This is a genomic window from Pseudoxanthomonas sp. JBR18 (assembly GCF_028198165.1).
GTDB lineage: Bacteria > Pseudomonadota > Gammaproteobacteria > Xanthomonadales > Xanthomonadaceae > Pseudoxanthomonas_A.
Genome location: NZ_CP116339.1, coordinates 4,146,878 through 4,163,149, shown reverse-complemented (window position 1 = coordinate 4,163,149; position 16,272 = coordinate 4,146,878). Strand labels below are relative to the sequence as shown.

Below are 16,272 nucleotides of genomic sequence, written 5' to 3'. Positions count from 1 at the left end.
CATGGTCAGTCCCATGAGGGCCCCGGGGGCTCGCCGCTGCGGGAGGGTTTGACCGAGCGCTCTGGCGCGCGAGCCCTGGTTAGTGGGTGTGCTGTAGACGGCGCAGTGTCGCTCCGCTGGCTCGGGTCGCATGGATGCGGCTCCCCGCATGTGGTGCGCATGCGGGTCTCATGTTCCGGGCGCCGCATTCGATACGGCTTTGGCGATGCGCGTCGCCCAGGCGGAAGTCGCCGGCATTGACGAGCCGGACACATCACCTCGGCGCTCGGCGCACGGCCGTCATGGCTTTGGATCGATGCGGCGCGGCCTCCCACCACGGCTCGCATGCGGTGGCGCAGCGCCAACCAATCTCGCGCGCGGCGCAGGTACTCGCCGCAGAGGTTCTGCTGAGAATCGACCTGCGCATGTTCTGACGTAAGCACACCTCTAGGTGTGCAGCGATCGTGCCTTGGCGATGAGACCGCCAGTACGGACCGGCACCAGCGGGCGCTCGACCAAAATTCACGGTGGGAATGCATCCAGCGGGCCAAAATGACAGAACGGTCATTCCACTTGGATCGAAATCGTGGGCCCACCGGCCCCATCGCGGCCGATGAGGAACCTACCCGCGACTCCTTGATTGAAGGTTCGCCATCGCAAGGCCGGCCTTCAAGTAAATCTCCAGGCCGGGCATGGATGTCGCGGCGGAGCTCCTTTGCCGAAGGAAATAACATGCTTAAAACCGAGACAACTCCCATGCGCGTGGGTCGTTGGCTTCTCGCGCTGTGTCTATGCGCATTCGGCCTTTTCCTGACGATTGGCGGCGCTTGGCTGATCGCACTTGGCGGCAGCTGGTATTACCTGGTCGCCGGCCTGCTCAGCGTGGGCAGTGCGGTAGCGCTATGGCGCCGTAAAGCCAGTGCCACGCTCTGGTTTGGCGCGCTGTTCGTAATCACTTTGTTGTTCACGATCTGGGAATCCGGCTTGGACTACTGGGGCTGGGTGCCGCGCTTTGCGCTGGTGCTGGTCTTCGCGATCTGGTTCTCCCTACTGCTGCCGGGGCTGCATGCGGGTTTATCGCGCGCCAAGGCCGGCGGCATCACCGCTGTGCTCGTGGCCGCCTTCCTGGTCGCCGGGGGCCTGGCGTTCGCGCCGCATCACGTGACCGAAGCGTCCAATGTGCCGACGGCCGGCGATGCCGACTTCACCGCCCAGACCGGTTCGAGCGTGGACGGCGCACTGCCTTCGAGCGACTGGCCCGCCTACGGCGGCAACCAGGCGACCGACCGCTACACCACCGCCACCCAGATCACGCCGGACAACGTCAAGAACCTCCAGATGGCCTGGACCGCCCAGGTGGGCGAGGTGCCCACCGATGGTCGCTGGGGCGTCCAGAACACCCCGCTCAAGATCGGCGACACGCTGTATGTGTGCGGTTACCTCAACAAGGTCGCGGCGCTGGATGCGGCAACGGGCAAGACCAAGTGGACCTTCGACCCGGGGGTCAAGGCCACATCCGTGCCTTACACCCCCTCGTGCCGCTCCATGGCCTACTACACCGACACCGGCGCCGCCCCGCAGACACCCGTCGACCGGGCGACGGCTCCGGCGACCGAGACGTCCACAGCGGCCGCGAATGAGACACCTGCCGCACCTGCGACGCCTGTCGCAGGCGCTGCCCCGCAGGCCTGCACGTCCCGCCTGATCATGGGCACCCTGGACGGTCGCGTCATCGAACTCGACCCGCAGACCGGCAAGCGCTGCAGCGACTTCGGCAGAAACGGCCAGGTGGATATCACTGTCGACATGGGCAAGGTTTACCACGGGTATGTGGCCATCTCGAGCCCACCAGCGGTGATCCGCGACACCATCGTGGTGGGGCACGAGACCGTCGATGGCCAGCGTGCCTTCGGCCCGGCCGGGGTAACCAAGGCCTACGACGTGCACACCGGCAAGCTGAAGTGGGCCTGGGACGCGGCCGATCCGGAGAACACCGCACCGCGCGATCACGACGACGCTTACAAGCGTGGTTCGCCGGACGTGTGGACCTCCTTCACCGGCGACGACACGCTGGGCATGGTCTACCTGCCGGTGGGCAATGCTTCGGGCGACTACTACTCCAGTAGCCGCACGCCCGCCGAGAAGAAGTATTCGCCTTCGTTGACGGCGCTGGATATCGAGACCGGCAAGCCGGTGTGGACCTTCCAGAACACCCATAACGATGTGTGGGATTACGACCCGGGCGCGTCACCGACCCTGGTGGACTATCCGCAGAAGGACGGCACCCGGGTGCCGGCGATTCTCTTCCCGACCAAGAACGGGGAGATCTATGTCCTCAACCGCAAGACCGGCAAACCCTTGTTCGGCGTGGAAGAACGTCCGGCACCGCAGGGCGGCTATGAGCCCAGCGAGCGCAGCAAGACCCAGCCGTTCTCCAAGTTTGCCACTGTGGCCCAGCCCGAGCTGACCCCGGCCAAGACCTGGGGCCTGACCCCGATCGACCAGTTGGTGTGCCGCATCCAGTACCAGCAGGCCGACTACCGCGGTGAGTTCACGCCGCCCAGCGTCAAGCACCCGATCATCGATTACCCAAGCTACAACGGTGGCATCGATTGGGGCGGGGTGGCGCTTGATCCGGCCCGCGGCCTGATCATCGCCAACTACAACGACATGGCCAACTACAACAAGCTGGTCACGCGGGCGAAGGCCAATGCGCTGGGCTGGCATGCCAAGGACGTGATCAACGATCCGCACGCCGATGCCCAGGCCGAAGGCGCGGGCGATCCGCAGGCAGGCCTGCCGGTCGCCGTGGACGTCAATGCCGGTTGGCAGCTGAAGTACACCGGCATGCTGTGCACCGAGCCGCCTTACGGCGGGATCCGGGCCATCGACATCCGCACCGGTCGCACCGTGTGGGACCGCCCCTTCGGCACCGCCCGCAAGAACGGCCCTTGGGGCATCTCCAGTGGCTTGCCGATCAATATCGGCACGCCCAACAACGGCGGCTCGGTGGTGACCAAGTCCGGCCTGATCTTCATCGCCGCAGCGACCGATGACCTGCTGCACGCGATCGACATCAACACCGGCAAGACCCTGTGGACCGCGCCGCTCCCGGCCGGGGGCCAGGCCATGCCGATGATCTACGAGCAGAACGGCCGCGAGTACGTGGTCATCACCGCCACCGGTCACCACTTCATGAAGACCAAGCGTGGCAACGACGTGGTCGCCTACGCGCTGCCTCAGCGCTGAGCGCGATCCGCTGGGAGTGAACCGGGCCCCTTGTCCGCCGCGAGGCGGGCAGGGGGTCTGCTTGAGGAATGCGCTCAGCCGCGTCGCGCGGCTTGGATCCGGGCCACGTCGATCTTGCGCATCGTCATCATCGCCTCGAACACGCGCCTGGCAACAGCCGGGTCCGCATCGGTCACGCCTTCGGTCAGGGCGCGCGGGGTGATCTGCCACGACAGGCCCCAGCGGTCCTTGCACCAGCCGCAGTCGCTCTCCTGTCCGCCGTTGTCCACGATCGCGTTCCATAGCCGATCGGTTTCGGCTTGGTCCTCGGTGGCGACCTGGAACGAGAACGCCTCGCTGTGCTTGAACATCGGGCCGCCATTGAGCCCCAGGCACGGGATGCCGACCACGGTGAACTCCACGGTCAGTACGTCACCCGCCTTGCCGGACGGAAAGTCCGATGGCGCCCGATGCACCGGGCCGAGGTGGCTGTCGGGGAAGGTCCTGGTGTAGAACTCGGCCGCTTCCAGCGCGGTGCCGTCGTACCACAGGCAGATCAGGTTCTTGGGGATCACAGGCGTTTCTCCTTGGGCGAGTGGGCGCGCAGCGATGCGCTTTCGATGACACGACGGTGCAGCGTGCGCGAAATCGACAAGGCGGATGGTTGCATTTGACACTGCCTGTTTTGCGCCAAAACACGTCCTGGAAGCGCGCGATGGCGCGCCGCGGCGCTTAGAATCGGCGCTCTTTCCGTCCGTCACTTTCTCGTTGCCTTCATGACCACTTCCCACGCCCCCCTGCGCGGCAGCATCGTCGCGCTCGTCACCCCCATGCACCAGGACGGCAGCGTCGACTACGCCGCCTTGCGCAAACTGGTGGACTGGCACGTGGCCGAAGGCACCGATTGCATCGGCGTGGTCGGCACCACCGGCGAGTCGCCCACGGTGGACGTGGACGAGCACTGCGAGATCATCCGCGTCGCCGTCGAGCAGGCCGCGGGGCGCGTGCCGGTGATGGCCGGCTGTGGCGGCAATTCGACCGCCGAGGCGATCGCGTTGGCGAAGTTCGCGCGCGAGGTCGGCGCCGACAGCCAACTGCAGGTGGTGCCGTACTACAACAAGCCCGGGCAGGAAGGGCAGTACCGCCACTTCGCCGCCATCGCCGAAGCCACCGGCGACCTGCCGATCATCCTGTACAACGTGCCCGGCCGCACCGTCGCCGATCTGCAGCACGACACCGTGCTGCGCCTGGCCCAGCTGCCGGGCATCGTCGGCATCAAGGAAGCCACCGGGAATATCGAACGTGCGCAGTGGCTGATCCGCGAGGCGCCGGAGGGCTTCTCGATCTACTCCGGCGATGACGGCACCGCCGTGGCGCTGATGCTCTGTGGTGGCCATGGCAATGTAAGCGTTACTGCCAACGTCGCCCCGCGCCTGATGCATGCGTTGTGCATGGCCGCCATCGCCGGCGATGCCGCCACCGCCATGGCGATCCAGATGCGGCTGCTGCCGCTGCACAGGCAGCTGTTCGTGGAGGCCAACCCGATCCCGGTGAAGTGGGCCGTCTCGCGCCTGGGCCATTGCGGTGGTGCGCTGCGTCTGCCCATGACCGAGTTGGAGCCGGCCAACCAGGCCAAGGTCGAGTCCGCCCTGCGCGAGGCCGGCGTGCTGCAATAACCCCAAAACCGCGTGTAGAGCGGAGCTTGCTCCGCTGTTCGTCCGTCGGGTTTTCGGGAAAGCCCCAGCGGACCAAGGTCCGCTCTACAGGTCGGATGTTCGGGGAGGCCGCAGCGGAGCGAGCTCCGCTCTACACGGGATGTTCGGGAGCGCCGCGCAGCTGCAGATGACCGAGCCGGCGCCGGCCAACCACGTCAAGGGCAGGCAGCTCTGCGCGAGGCCGGCGTGTTGCGATCGCCCAGAGCCGCGCGTAGAGCGGAGCTTGCTCCGCTGCTCTTCGGTCAGGTTTTCGGGAAAGCCCCAGCGGACCAAGGTCCGCTCTACAGGTCGGATGTTCGGGAATGCCCCAGCGGACCAAGGTCCGCTCTACAGGTCGGATGTTCGGGAAAGCCGCAGCGGAGCGAGCTCCGCTCTACGGGAGGGTGGGTACGGGTTTGCGCTCGGCCATCGACGGGAAGGCATCGCCCAGCATCTGCACCGTGCCGCAGTAGCTGGGGTCGTAGCCAGGCAACTGTCCCAGCTCGTGTCGGAAGCCGTCGCTGCGTAGCAGGTCCAGTACCGGCTGCAGTTGATGGTCATCCAGGCTGCGCGCCTGACACAGGAAGAAGTAGTGCTCGGTGATCAACGGCACGAAATCCAGCCCGTAGCGGCGCGCCGGCGGTTCCAGCGCCAGGCCCACGTCGGCCAGGCCGCTGGCCACATACGCGGCGACCGCGGCATGGGTCAGTTCCTCGGCATCGCAGCCGTGGATCGCCGACAGGGGCAGGCCCTCGCGGGCCAGCATGCATTCCAGCAACAGGCGCGTGCCCGAGCCCGGCTGGCGATGGATGAAGCGCACATCATCACGCAGCAGGTCGCTGAGCACGCGCAGGCGCTTGGGGTTGCCAGGCGCCACCACCAATCCCTGCCGCCGCATGGCCAGGTGGATGACCCGGTCCCCGAGCGGATCCAGCCGGTCCAGGTAATGACGCAGCAATTCGCCCTCCAGGCCGCCGATGGGCAGGTGCAGGCCTGCCAGGTCGCAGGCGCCGGCACGCAGCGCGGTCAGGGCGTCGTCCGGGCTGCGGTACTTCAGGTCCAGGGGCTGGTCGGCGGCGGCCAGGGTCTTGCGCAGCATCTCCACGCCGAAGCCATGCGAGGCATGCAGGCGCAGTGGCGTGGTCTCGCAGGTCAGGTTGCGCGACAACTCGGCCTCCAGTTCGGTGGCCAGGCTGTCGAGCATGGGCGACAGGCGCGCAGCGATGCGGTTGTCCGCCCAGACCAGACGCTCGCCCAGCGGGGTCAGCACGGCGCCACGTCCACGCTGCGAGCGCAGCAGCGGTACGCCGAACAGGGCCTGGGCCTGGCGCAGCAGTCCCCAGGCATAGCGATAGGACAGGCCGATCTCGCGGCTCGCCGCCGCCAGCGAACCGGACGCGCGCACGGCGACCAGCAGTTCGATCAGGCGCGCGGGCAACTCCCGACCGTCGACGGTCTGAACGCTCCACTGCGGGCGGATGCCGACCTTGTACATGGATGACCTCGCGGTGGTGCGGGGCAGCGCGGCCGGTGTGCCGGTGCCATCGGTGGTTCAGAGCCGATTATTCGACCAATGGCGCGTCTTGGAACGCCGCATTGCGTCAATATGCCCGACTAAACTCGTCACGAGTCCGATACGCCTTATGTCATCTGGAACATATTGAATCGTCCGGGTGATCCGTAGATCCGCCAGCCAATCGACCTTGGGAGGGTTCATGGCGAGCACACCAGACTTAGTTGCAGGGACCCGCGGCGCAGCGCCGAGCCTGATGTCCAAGGAACGCATCATCGCCGGCGCGGGCTTCAACCGCTGGCTGGTGCCTCCGGCCGCGCTGGCCATCCATCTGTGCATCGGCATGGCCTACGGCTTCAGCGTGTTCTGGCTGCCGATGACCAAGCTGCTGGCCGGCGCCGATGGCGCGGCCGCCAGCTGCGCCAACCTGGGGGTGCTGGGTGAGCTGACCACCACCACCTGCAACTGGTCGGTGCCGATGGTGAGCATCGTGTTCACGCTGTTCATCGCGATGCTGGGTATCTCGGCGGCCATCTGGGGCGGCTGGCTGGAGCATGCCGGCCCGCGCAAGGCCGGCTTCATCGCGGCGCTGTGCTGGGGCGGCGGCATGATCCTGGGCGGCATCGGCGTCTACGTGCACCAACTGTGGCTGGTATGGCTGGGCTGCGGCATCCTCGGCGGCGTGGGGCAGGGCCTGGGCTACATCACCCCGGTGTCCACGCTGATCAAGTGGTTCCCCGACCGGCGCGGTATGGCCACCGGCTTTGCGATCATGGGCTACGGCGGTGGCGCGCTGGTCGGCGCGCCGTTGGCGGTGTGGTTGATGGGCCACTTCAACGCCGGTGGCGGCAACGGCGTGGCGACCACGCTGATGGTGATGGGCGCGATCTACTTCCTGGTGATGAGCGCCGGCGCGTTCGGCTTCCGCGTGGCCCCCGATGGCTGGCGCCCGGCCGGCTGGACTCCGCCGGCCAGCGACAAGGCCGCGCGCATGGTCACCCAGCGCCACGTGCACCTGTCCAAGGCTTGGCGCACCCCACAGTTCTGGCTGATCTGGGGCGTGCTGTGCCTCAATGTGACCGCCGGCATCGGCGTGATCGCGATGGCCTCGCCGATGTTGCAGGAGGTGTTTGGCGGCGGCCTGCTGGGCCTGCCGGCCGGCACCGAGTTGAGTACCGAGCAGAAGGCGGCGGTGGCTGCGGCGGCGGCCGGGCTGGTTGGCCTGATCAGCCTGTTCAACAGCCTGGGGCGGTTGTTCTGGGCCTCGCTGTCGGACTTCATCGGGCGCAAGACCACCTATTTCGTGTTCTTCGTGCTGGGCATGGCGCTGTACTGCCTGATGCCCACGCTGGGACACCTGGGTTACGCGGCGCTGTTCGTGGTGGCCGTGTGCGTGGTGCTGACCATGTATGGCGGCGGCTTTGCCACCATCCCGGCGTACCTGGCCGATATCTTCGGGACGCAGATGGTCGGCGCGATCCACGGTCGCTTGCTCACCGCCTGGTCGGTGGCCGGCATCATCGGCCCGGTGCTGATCACCAACCTGCGTCAGTTCCAGCTGGACCGCGGCATGGCGCCCAACCTGGTCTACGACACCACGCTCTACATCCTGGCCGGCCTGCTGCTGGTGGGCTTCGTCTGCAACCTGCTGGTCCGCCCGGTCAACGAGAAGCACTACATGAGCGAGGAGGAACTGGCCGCCGAGCGCGCGCTGGCCAAGACCGCAACCCCCGGCGCCGGGACCGAGCAGGTGGCCCGTGGCGGCTTCGGGCTGGGCGGGATGCTGGCGTGGCTGGCGGTGGGCGTGCCGTTCCTGATCGGCGTGTGGATCGCCCTGAAGAAGGCCGCGGCACTGTTCATGTAGTCGGGCAGAGGAGATCGTACCGATGGGCAAGCGCTCTAGGCATATCGAATCAGTGACCGAAGTGGTCCCGGCGCTGGAGGACGCGTTGGCCGGTCCGGTGGAGGCGGCCATCGCCGAACATCGCGACCGTCCCGGCGCACTGCTGCCGATCCTGCATGCGGTGCAGGACGCATTGGGCCATGTCCCCGAAGGCGCGGTGGCGCCGATCGCCGCCGCGCTCAACATGACCCGGGCCGACGTGCACGGCGTGGTGAGCTTCTACCACCACTACCGCAGCGCGCCGCCAGGCGCACACCTGGTGCAGGTGTGCCGGGCCGAGGCGTGCCAGTCGATGGGCGCCCGGGCGCTGGAAGCCCACGCCCGCGCCCGGCTCGGGCTTGCGGCCGGCGCACATCACAGCGCCGATGGTCGCTTCACCCTGGAACCGGTGTATTGCCTGGGCAACTGCGCCCTGTCGCCGGCGATGTTGCTGGACGGGCAGTTGCACGGGCGGGTGACGCCGGGCCGCTTCGATGCCTTGCTGGCCACTTGTGAAACGACCGAGGAGCACGCCGCATGAGCATTACGGTGTATGTGCCAGGCGACGCCGCCGCGGTCTCGGTCGGCGCCGATGCCGTGGCCGCCGCCATCACCCGCGAGGCCCAGGCCCGCGGCCTGGACGTGCGTGTGGTCCGCAATGGCTCGCGTGGGCTGCTGTGGCTGGAACCGCTGGTCGAAGTCGCCACGCCCCAGGGGCGGGTGGCCTATGCGCCGGTGGGCGAGGGGGATATCGCGGGCCTGTTCCAGGCCGGATGGCTGGAGGGCGGCGCCCATGCCCTGCGTCTGGGCGATATCACCCAGCATCCGTATTTCCGCGACCAGCGGCGGGTGTCCTTCGCCCGCGTCGGCGTGATCGATCCGGTGGATGTGGACGACTACGCCGCCCATGGCGGCTGGGCCGGGCTCAAGCGCGCGTTGGCGCTGGAGCCGGCGAAGGTCGTGGAGACGGTGACCGCCTCCGGCCTGCGCGGGCGCGGCGGTGCGGCGTTCCCGACCGGGATCAAGTGGCAGACCGTGCACGATGCCCACGCCCTGCAGAAATACATCGTCTGCAATGCCGACGAAGGCGACTCGGGCACGTTCTCCGACCGCATGCTGATGGAGGGCGACCCGCTGTGCCTGGTCGAAGGCATGACCATCGCCGGCTTGGCGGTCGGGGCGACCCAGGGCTACATCTACCTGCGCAGCGAGTACCCGCACGCCTGGCGCACGCTCAATGCCGCCATCGCCCAGGCCTACGCGGCGGGCTGGCTGGGCGCGGACATCGCCGGCTCCGGGCGGCGCTTCGACCTGGAGGTGCGCCTGGGCGCCGGGGCCTACATCTGCGGCGAGGAGACCTCGCTGTTGGAGAGCCTGGAAGGCAAGCGCGGACAGGTGCGTTTCAAACCGCCGCTGCCGGCGCTCAAGGGTCTGTTCGGCAAGCCCACCGTGATCAACAACGTGATCACCTTCTCGGCGGTGCCCGCGATCCTGGCCGATGGCGCGCCGGCCTACCACGACTACGGGACTGGCCGCTCGCGCGGCACGCTGCCATTGCAGCTGGCGGGCAACATCGCCCACGGCGGGCTGGTCGAGGTGCCGTTCGGGCTGACCCTGCGCCAGGTGCTGTACGACTACGGCGGCGGTTCGGCCAGCGGCCGGCCGATCCGCGCGGTACAGGTCGGCGGCCCGCTGGGCGCCTATCTGCCCGAATCGCTGTTCGACACGCCGCTGGACTACGAGGCCTTTGCCAAGGTCGGCGGCATGCTCGGCCATGGCGGCATCGTGGTGTTCGACGACACCGTGGACATGCTCGAACAGGCCCGCTACGCCATGGAGTTCTGTGCGATCGAGTCCTGCGGCAAGTGCACGCCGTGCCGAATCGGCTCCACCCGCGGGGTGGAGGTCATCGACCGCTTCGCCACGCATGGCGCGGTGCAGGAGGCGCTGTTGCGCGACCTGTGCCAGACCATGCTGCACGGCTCGCTGTGCGCGCTGGGGGGGCTGACGCCGTACCCGGTGCTCAGCGCCCTGGATCATTTCCCCGAAGACTTCGACCGCGTCCGCCAGTCCGACGCGGCCTGAGGAGGTCACCATGCGTTCCATCGCCGAAACCGACCTGGGCACCCCCAATCCCCAGCTCATCCAGCTTCAGCCGCTCAAAAAGGTCACCCTGAACATCGACGGCCAGTCGGTGCAGGTGCCCGAAGGCACCTCGATCATGCGTGCCGCGGCGCTGATGGGAACCAAGATTCCCAAGCTGTGCGCCTCCGATGCGCTCGACGCCTTCGGCTCATGCCGCTTGTGCTTGGTGGAGATCGAAGGACGCAAGGGCTACCCCGCCTCGTGCACCACGCCGGTGACCGAGGGCATGGTGGTGCGCACGCAGTCACCCAAGCTGGGCGAACTGCGGCGCGGGGTGATGGAGCTGTACATTTCCGACCATCCGCTGGACTGCCTGACCTGCCCGGCCAACGGCCATTGCGAACTGCAGGACATGGCCGGCGCGGTCGGCCTGCGCGAGGTGCGCTACGGCTACGAGGGCGCCAACCACGTCAAGCCGGTCAGCCAGGACGGGCACGTCAATCCGCTGTTCGCCGACAAGGACGCGTCCAACCCGTATTTCACCTTCGATCCGTCCAAGTGCATCGTCTGCTCGCGCTGCGTGCGCGCCTGCAGCGAGGTGCAGGGCACCTTCGCCCTGACCATCGCCGGACGTGGCTTCGAATCCAAGGTGTCCGCCGCGCAGGAGCAGCCGTTCCTGGAATCGGAGTGCGTCAGCTGCGGCGCCTGCGTGCAGGCCTGCCCAACCGCGACGCTGTCGGAAAAGTCCCTGATCACCCTGGGCCAGGCCGACCACAGCGTGGTCACCACCTGTGCCTATTGCGGCGTGGGCTGCTCGTTCCGCGCCGAGATGCAGGGCGACCAGCTGGTGCGCATGGTCCCCAACGCCGACGGGCACGCCAACCACGGGCATTCGTGCGTCAAAGGGCGCTTCGCGCTGGGGTACGCCACCCATCCGGACCGCATCACCACGCCGATGATCCGCAAGCAGATCACCGACCCGTGGCAGGTGGTGAGCTGGGAGGAGGCGATCGCCCACACCGCCAGCGAGTTCAAGCGCCTGCAGCAGCAGTACGGCAAGTTCTCCATTGGCGGCATCACCTCCTCGCGCTGCACCAACGAGGAAACCTACCTGGTGCAGAAGCTGGTGCGCGCCGGCTTTGGCAACAACAACGTCGATACCTGCGCGCGCGTGTGCCATTCGCCGACCGGCTACGGGCTCAAGCAGACCCTGGGCGAATCGGCCGGCACCCAGGATTTCGACTCGGTGCGCCATGCCGACGTGATCCTGGTCATGGGCGCCAATCCAACCGACGGCCATCCGGTGTTCGCCTCGCAGATGAAGCGGCGCCTGCGCGAGGGCGCCAAGCTGATCGTGATCGACCCGCGCCGCATCGACCTGGTCAAGACGCCGCACGGCAAGGCCGAGGTCCATCTCAAGCTCAAGCCCGGCACCAACGTGGCCATGCTCAACGCGCTGGCCCACGTCATCGTGACCGAAGGCCTGGCCGATGAGGGCTTCATCGCCGCGCGCTGCGAGCCCGAACCCTTCGCCAAGTGGCGCAGCTACGTGGCCGATCCCTCGCGCTCGCCGGAGGCGCTGCAGGCCGAGACCGGGGTGGACGCCGCGCTGGTGCGCCAGGCCGCACGCCTGTATGCCGGCGCGCGCAACGCGGCCATCTACTACGGCCTGGGCGTGACCGAGCACGCGCAGGGCTCCACCGCGGTGATGGGCATTGCCAACCTGGCCATGGCCACCGGCAACCTGGGCCGGCCCGGCGTGGGCGTCAACCCGCTGCGCGGGCAGAACAACGTGCAGGGTTCCTGCGACATGGGCAGCTTCCCGCATGAGTTTCCCGGCTATCGCCACGTGGGCGACGCCCAGGTGCGGGCGCTGTTCGAGGGCGAGTGGGGCGTGCCGCTGCACGACGAGCCGGGGCTGCGCATCCCCAACATGTTCGAGGCGGCGCTGGATGGCGAGTTCAAGGGGCTGTACATCGAGGGCGAGGACATCGGCCAGTCCGATCCCAATACCCAGCACGTCACCGCCGCGCTGAGCGCGATGGAGTGCGTAGTGGTGCAGGACCTGTTCCTCAACGAGACGGCCAAGTTCGCGCACGTGTTCCTGCCCGGCAGCTCGTTCATGGAGAAGGATGGCACCTTCACCAACGCCGAGCGCCGCATCTCGCGGGTGAGGAAGATCATGGCACCCAAGGCCGGCTATGCGGATTGGGAGATCACCCAGTTGCTGGCCAATGCCATGGGCTATCCGATGGCCTATACCCACCCCTCGCAGATCATGGACGAGATCGCCCGGCTCACCCCGACCTTCACCGGTGTCAGCTACGCGCGCCTGGAGGAGATGGGCAGCATCCAGTGGCCGTGCAACACCGAGCACCCGGAGGGCACGCCGACCATGCACGTGGATGCCTTCGTGCGCGGCATGGGCAAGTTCATGCTGACGCCATACGTGCCCACGCGTGAGAAGGTCAACGCGCGCTTCCCGCTGCTGTTGACCACCGGGCGCATCCTGAGCCAGTACAACGTCGGCGCGCAGACCCGGCGCACGCCCAACTCCACCTGGCACGACGAGGATCGCCTGGAGCTGCATCCGCACGATGCCGAGGAGCGCGGCATCGCCGAGGGCGACTGGGTCGGCGTGGCCAGCCGCGCGGGCGACACCGTCCTGCGCGCGCGCATTACCGACCGGGTACAGCCGGGCGTGGCCTACACCACCTTCCACTTCCCTGGCTCGGGCGCCAACGTGATCACCACCGATAACTCGGACTGGGCGACCAACTGTCCCGAGTACAAGGTCACCGCGGTCCAGGTCACGCGGGTGACCCAGCCTTCGGACTGGCAGCAGCGGCACAAGGCCTTCGACACGCTGCAGGAGCAACTGCTGCCTGCCGCAGAATAGGACCATGAGCGAGAGCCACACCGCAGAGCGGACCGAAGACGCCGGCAGCGTCGTGCGCGGCGTGGCCAGGCGGCGTGGCGACACCGTGCGCACGCTGGAAGACCACATCGCCGAAGAGGTGCCGGTGGCCTTCGTCTACAACGATGCGCCGTTCGCGGTGATGATGGCCACGCCTGCGGACCTGGACGATTTTGCGCAGGGGTTTGCCCTGAGCGAGGGCATCGTGGAAGCCTTCGACGATGCGCAGGTCGCCTCGGTCGAGCACCTGCTGGAGGGTGTGGAGATCCGTGTGCGCATCCCGCAGGACCGCGCGGAGATCCTGCAGCAGCGCCGCCGCAGCATGAGTGGGCGCAGTGGCTGCGGCGTGTGCGGCAGCGAACTGCTGGAAGCGGCCCTGCGTTCACCGGCACCGGTGGGCGAGGGCATCAAGGTCACCGCATCCGCCCTGCAGCGCGCCCTGCGGGAGCTGCGCGGCTTGCAGCCGCTCAACGCGCGCACGGGCGCCACCCACGCCGCAGGCTGGGCGCTGGCCGATGGCCGTGTCGTGCTGGTGCGCGAGGACGTTGGCCGCCACAACGCGCTGGACAAGTTGATCGGAGCGATGCATCGGGCCGGCCATGATCCACAGGCCGGCTTCCTGGTGGTGACCAGCCGCGCCAGCTACGAAATGGCGATGAAGGCGGCCAGCGCCGGCATCGCCTTCATGGCCGCGATCTCCGCACCGACCGCGTTGGCCATCTCCCTGGCCCAGCGCACCGGCCTGACCCTGCTGGGCTTTGCGCGTGAGGACGGCCACGCGGTGTACACCCACGCGCCGCGCTTCATCGAAGACATCCACGAGGACCGCCCATGAACGAGACTGCCGGTGAACGCGTCAATCGCCTGGTCGAGATGGCCAACGACATCGCCGCCTACTTCGCCGCCGAGTCCGACCAGGCCATCGGCGCCGAAGGGGTTCGCCAGCATCTGGTGAAATTCTGGGAGCCGGGCATGCGTCGCAAGTTGCTGCGCTACGTGCGTGAGGGCGGAGAGGGGCTGGTTCCATTGGCCCGTAACGCCGTGGAGCAGCTCGACGCCTGAAGCCTGCGTGCCAGGATCGTCACGCCTGCAACCATTGCCGACGTGATCAGGCAAACATGACAGAATCCGCCGGCTTCGTTTTCCTGAACCGGTTTTCATCGATGTCTTCCGTCGCCGCCGCTCCCACCACCAACTCGCCCGCGCGCGTGCTGGTGGCCAGCTTGATGGGCACCACCATCGAGTTCTTCGATTTCTACATCTATGCCACCGCCGCGGTGCTGGTGTTCCCGCATCTGTTCTTCCCGCCGGGCAACGAGACCGCCGCGCAGCTGTCGTCGCTGGCCACCTTCGCGGTGGCCTTCATCGCCCGTCCGGTCGGTTCGGCGATGTTTGGACATTTCGGTGACCGGATCGGCCGAAAGGCCACGCTGGTGGCGGCGTTGCTGACGATGGGAATCTCCACGGTGGCGATCGGCCTGCTGCCGACCTATGCGACCATCGGGCTGGCCGCCCCGGCGCTGCTGACCCTGTTCCGCTTCGGCCAGGGCCTGGGCCTGGGCGGCGAATGGGGCGGTGCGGTGCTGCTGGCGACCGAGAACGCGCCCCCCGGCAAGCGCGGGTGGTACGGCATGTTCCCGCAGCTGGGCGCGCCGCTGGGCTTCCTGCTTTCGGCGGGCACCTTCCTGATCATGGGCGCGGCGCTGTCGAGCGACCAGTTCCTGGCCTGGGGCTGGCGCGTGCCGTTCATCGCCTCCTCGCTGCTGGTGATCGTCGGCCTGTGGGTGAGGCTGAAGATCGCCGAGACCCCGGATTTCCAGAAGGCCCTGGACCGCAACGAGCGCGTGCGCCTGCCGATGGGCGAGGTGTTCACCCGACACTTCGGGCCGATGCTGGCCGGGACCCTGGGCGCCCTGGCGACCTTCGTGCTGTTCTACCTGATGACCGTGTTCGCCCTGGGCTACGGTACCGGCACCCTGGGCTACAGCAAGCAGGAATTCCTGCTGCTGCAGATGATCGGCATCCTGTTCTTCGCTGCGGGCATCCCGCTCTCGGCGCTCTACGGCGACCGCGCCACCGCGCGCAAGGCGATGATGGTGGCCACGGTGTGCATCTTCGTGTTCGGCCTGCTGTTCTCCACACTGTTCCAGTCCGGGCATCCGGCGATGGTGCTGCTGTTCCTGTCGGTCGGCTTTTTCATCATGGGCTGTACCTACGGCCCGGTGGGCACGCTGCTGTCGGAGGTCTATCCGGTGAGCGTGCGTTATACCGGCTCGTCGCTGTCGTTCAACCTGGCCAGCATCCTGGGCGCGGCGCCGGCGCCGGCGGCCGCCAAGTGGCTGGCCGGGCAGTACGGCGTACAGTCGGTCGGGTTCTACCTGAGCGCGGCGGCGGTGATCACGCTGCTGGCGCTGATGGTGGTGCGACGCCACGCCAGCGTGGCCCGATGAGGCAAGCTGGCGGTCAGTGAAACAGGCGCGCCAGGGTGCGCTTCATCCAGCCCCCTTGTTGATGGGCGCGGCTGAAGTGGTCCAGGTGCCGGCGGACGTCCTCGGCGTAGGCCTTGTCGTCGTTGCGGATATGGTTGAACAGCCAGCGCGACAACAGGTGCTTGAGATCGTCGGAGACGTCCTCGCCAGCCTGGAAGCGCAGCCGGAACTCGTTGACCCGACGGATGAACACCTCGTGCACCCGCTTGTGCGCGGCGGTGAAGGGATAGCCGGCTTCCTCCAGCAGTTCCTCTTCGAAGGCGAAGTGGGACATCGTGTAGTCCACCAGCTCCTCGATCACCTCGCCCACGGCCAGCTGCTCGTGGGTGCGCTGGGCGGCATGCAGCTGGTTGATCATCTCAACGATGCGCCGGTGTTGCCGGTCGATCTCCTCGATGCCGGTGTCCAGGTCGTTCTGCCAGATCAGCAGGGCCATGTTGACGCTTCCAGGACGCCCCAGGTTGGCGGGGCCGATGGAAGGCAAT

At 67.6% G+C, this 16,272-nt stretch carries 12 protein-coding genes; 9 read left to right on the top strand and 3 right to left on the bottom strand.

Going from position 1 to position 16,272, the window contains the following annotated elements; genetic code table 11:
* The first annotated feature begins 735 nt into the window (after window positions 1–735).
* Window positions 736–3,228 carry a membrane-bound PQQ-dependent dehydrogenase, glucose/quinate/shikimate family gene (locus PJ250_RS18705; protein WP_271646116.1) on the top strand — a complete coding sequence of 831 codons (2,493 nt, stop codon included), beginning with the start codon at window positions 736–738 and terminating at the stop codon, window positions 3,226–3,228.
* Between the two features lie 74 nt (window positions 3,229–3,302).
* Here the strand turns inward: PJ250_RS18705 and PJ250_RS18700 are convergent, their stop codons facing one another.
* A complete protein-coding gene (locus PJ250_RS18700) occupies window positions 3,303–3,782 on the bottom strand; it encodes a VOC family protein (protein WP_271646115.1) in 480 nt (159 codons plus the stop codon).
* 201 nt (window positions 3,783–3,983) lie between these two features.
* Between PJ250_RS18700 and dapA the strand changes: the two genes are divergently transcribed.
* On the top strand, window positions 3,984–4,883 hold the full coding sequence (gene dapA / locus PJ250_RS18695) for a 4-hydroxy-tetrahydrodipicolinate synthase (RefSeq protein WP_271646114.1): 900 nt from the start codon (window positions 3,984–3,986) through the stop codon (window positions 4,881–4,883).
* Window positions 4,884–5,295: 412 nt separating this feature from the next.
* Here dapA and PJ250_RS18690 read toward each other — a convergent pair whose 3' ends face one another.
* Window positions 5,296–6,396, bottom strand: a complete 1,101-nt coding sequence (locus PJ250_RS18690) for a substrate-binding domain-containing protein (RefSeq protein ID WP_271646113.1) — start codon at window positions 6,394–6,396, stop codon at window positions 5,296–5,298.
* Window positions 6,397–6,616: 220 nt separating this feature from the next.
* Here PJ250_RS18690 and PJ250_RS18685 point away from each other — a divergent pair, with 220 nt between their 5' ends.
* From PJ250_RS18685 to PJ250_RS18655, 7 genes are all read left to right on the top strand, one after another.
* Window positions 6,617–8,278, top strand: coding sequence for an OFA family MFS transporter (locus PJ250_RS18685; RefSeq protein WP_271646112.1), 1,662 nt, complete (start codon window positions 6,617–6,619; stop codon window positions 8,276–8,278).
* Between the two features lie 22 nt (window positions 8,279–8,300).
* Window positions 8,301–8,837, top strand: a complete 537-nt coding sequence (locus PJ250_RS18680) for a formate dehydrogenase subunit gamma (protein ID WP_271646111.1) — start codon at window positions 8,301–8,303, stop codon at window positions 8,835–8,837.
* Window positions 8,834–10,381 (top strand): formate dehydrogenase beta subunit, encoded by a 1,548-nt coding sequence (locus PJ250_RS18675; protein ID WP_271646110.1) that lies wholly within the window; start codon window positions 8,834–8,836, stop codon window positions 10,379–10,381. Before PJ250_RS18680 ends, PJ250_RS18675 begins: the two co-directional genes overlap by 4 nt.
* A gap of 10 nt (window positions 10,382–10,391) precedes the next feature.
* A complete protein-coding gene (gene fdhF / locus PJ250_RS18670) occupies window positions 10,392–13,280 on the top strand; it encodes a formate dehydrogenase subunit alpha (protein WP_271646109.1) in 2,889 nt (962 codons plus the stop codon).
* Between the two features lie 4 nt (window positions 13,281–13,284).
* Window positions 13,285–14,133, top strand: coding sequence for a formate dehydrogenase accessory sulfurtransferase FdhD (gene fdhD, locus PJ250_RS18665; RefSeq protein ID WP_271646108.1), 849 nt, complete (start codon window positions 13,285–13,287; stop codon window positions 14,131–14,133).
* Entirely contained in the window at window positions 14,130–14,360 is a 231-nt protein-coding gene (locus PJ250_RS18660) for a formate dehydrogenase subunit delta (RefSeq protein ID WP_271646107.1), read from the top strand. The genes fdhD and PJ250_RS18660 overlap by 4 nt, the downstream gene beginning before the upstream one ends.
* Window positions 14,361–14,461: 101 nt before the next feature.
* Window positions 14,462–15,748, top strand: coding sequence for an MFS transporter (locus tag PJ250_RS18655; protein WP_271646106.1), 1,287 nt, complete (start codon window positions 14,462–14,464; stop codon window positions 15,746–15,748).
* A gap of 13 nt (window positions 15,749–15,761) precedes the next feature.
* Here the strand turns inward: PJ250_RS18655 and PJ250_RS18650 are convergent, their stop codons facing one another.
* On the bottom strand, window positions 15,762–16,223 hold the full coding sequence (locus PJ250_RS18650) for a bacteriohemerythrin (RefSeq protein WP_271646105.1): 462 nt from the start codon (window positions 16,221–16,223) through the stop codon (window positions 15,762–15,764).
* Window positions 16,224–16,272: the final 49 nt, after the last annotated feature.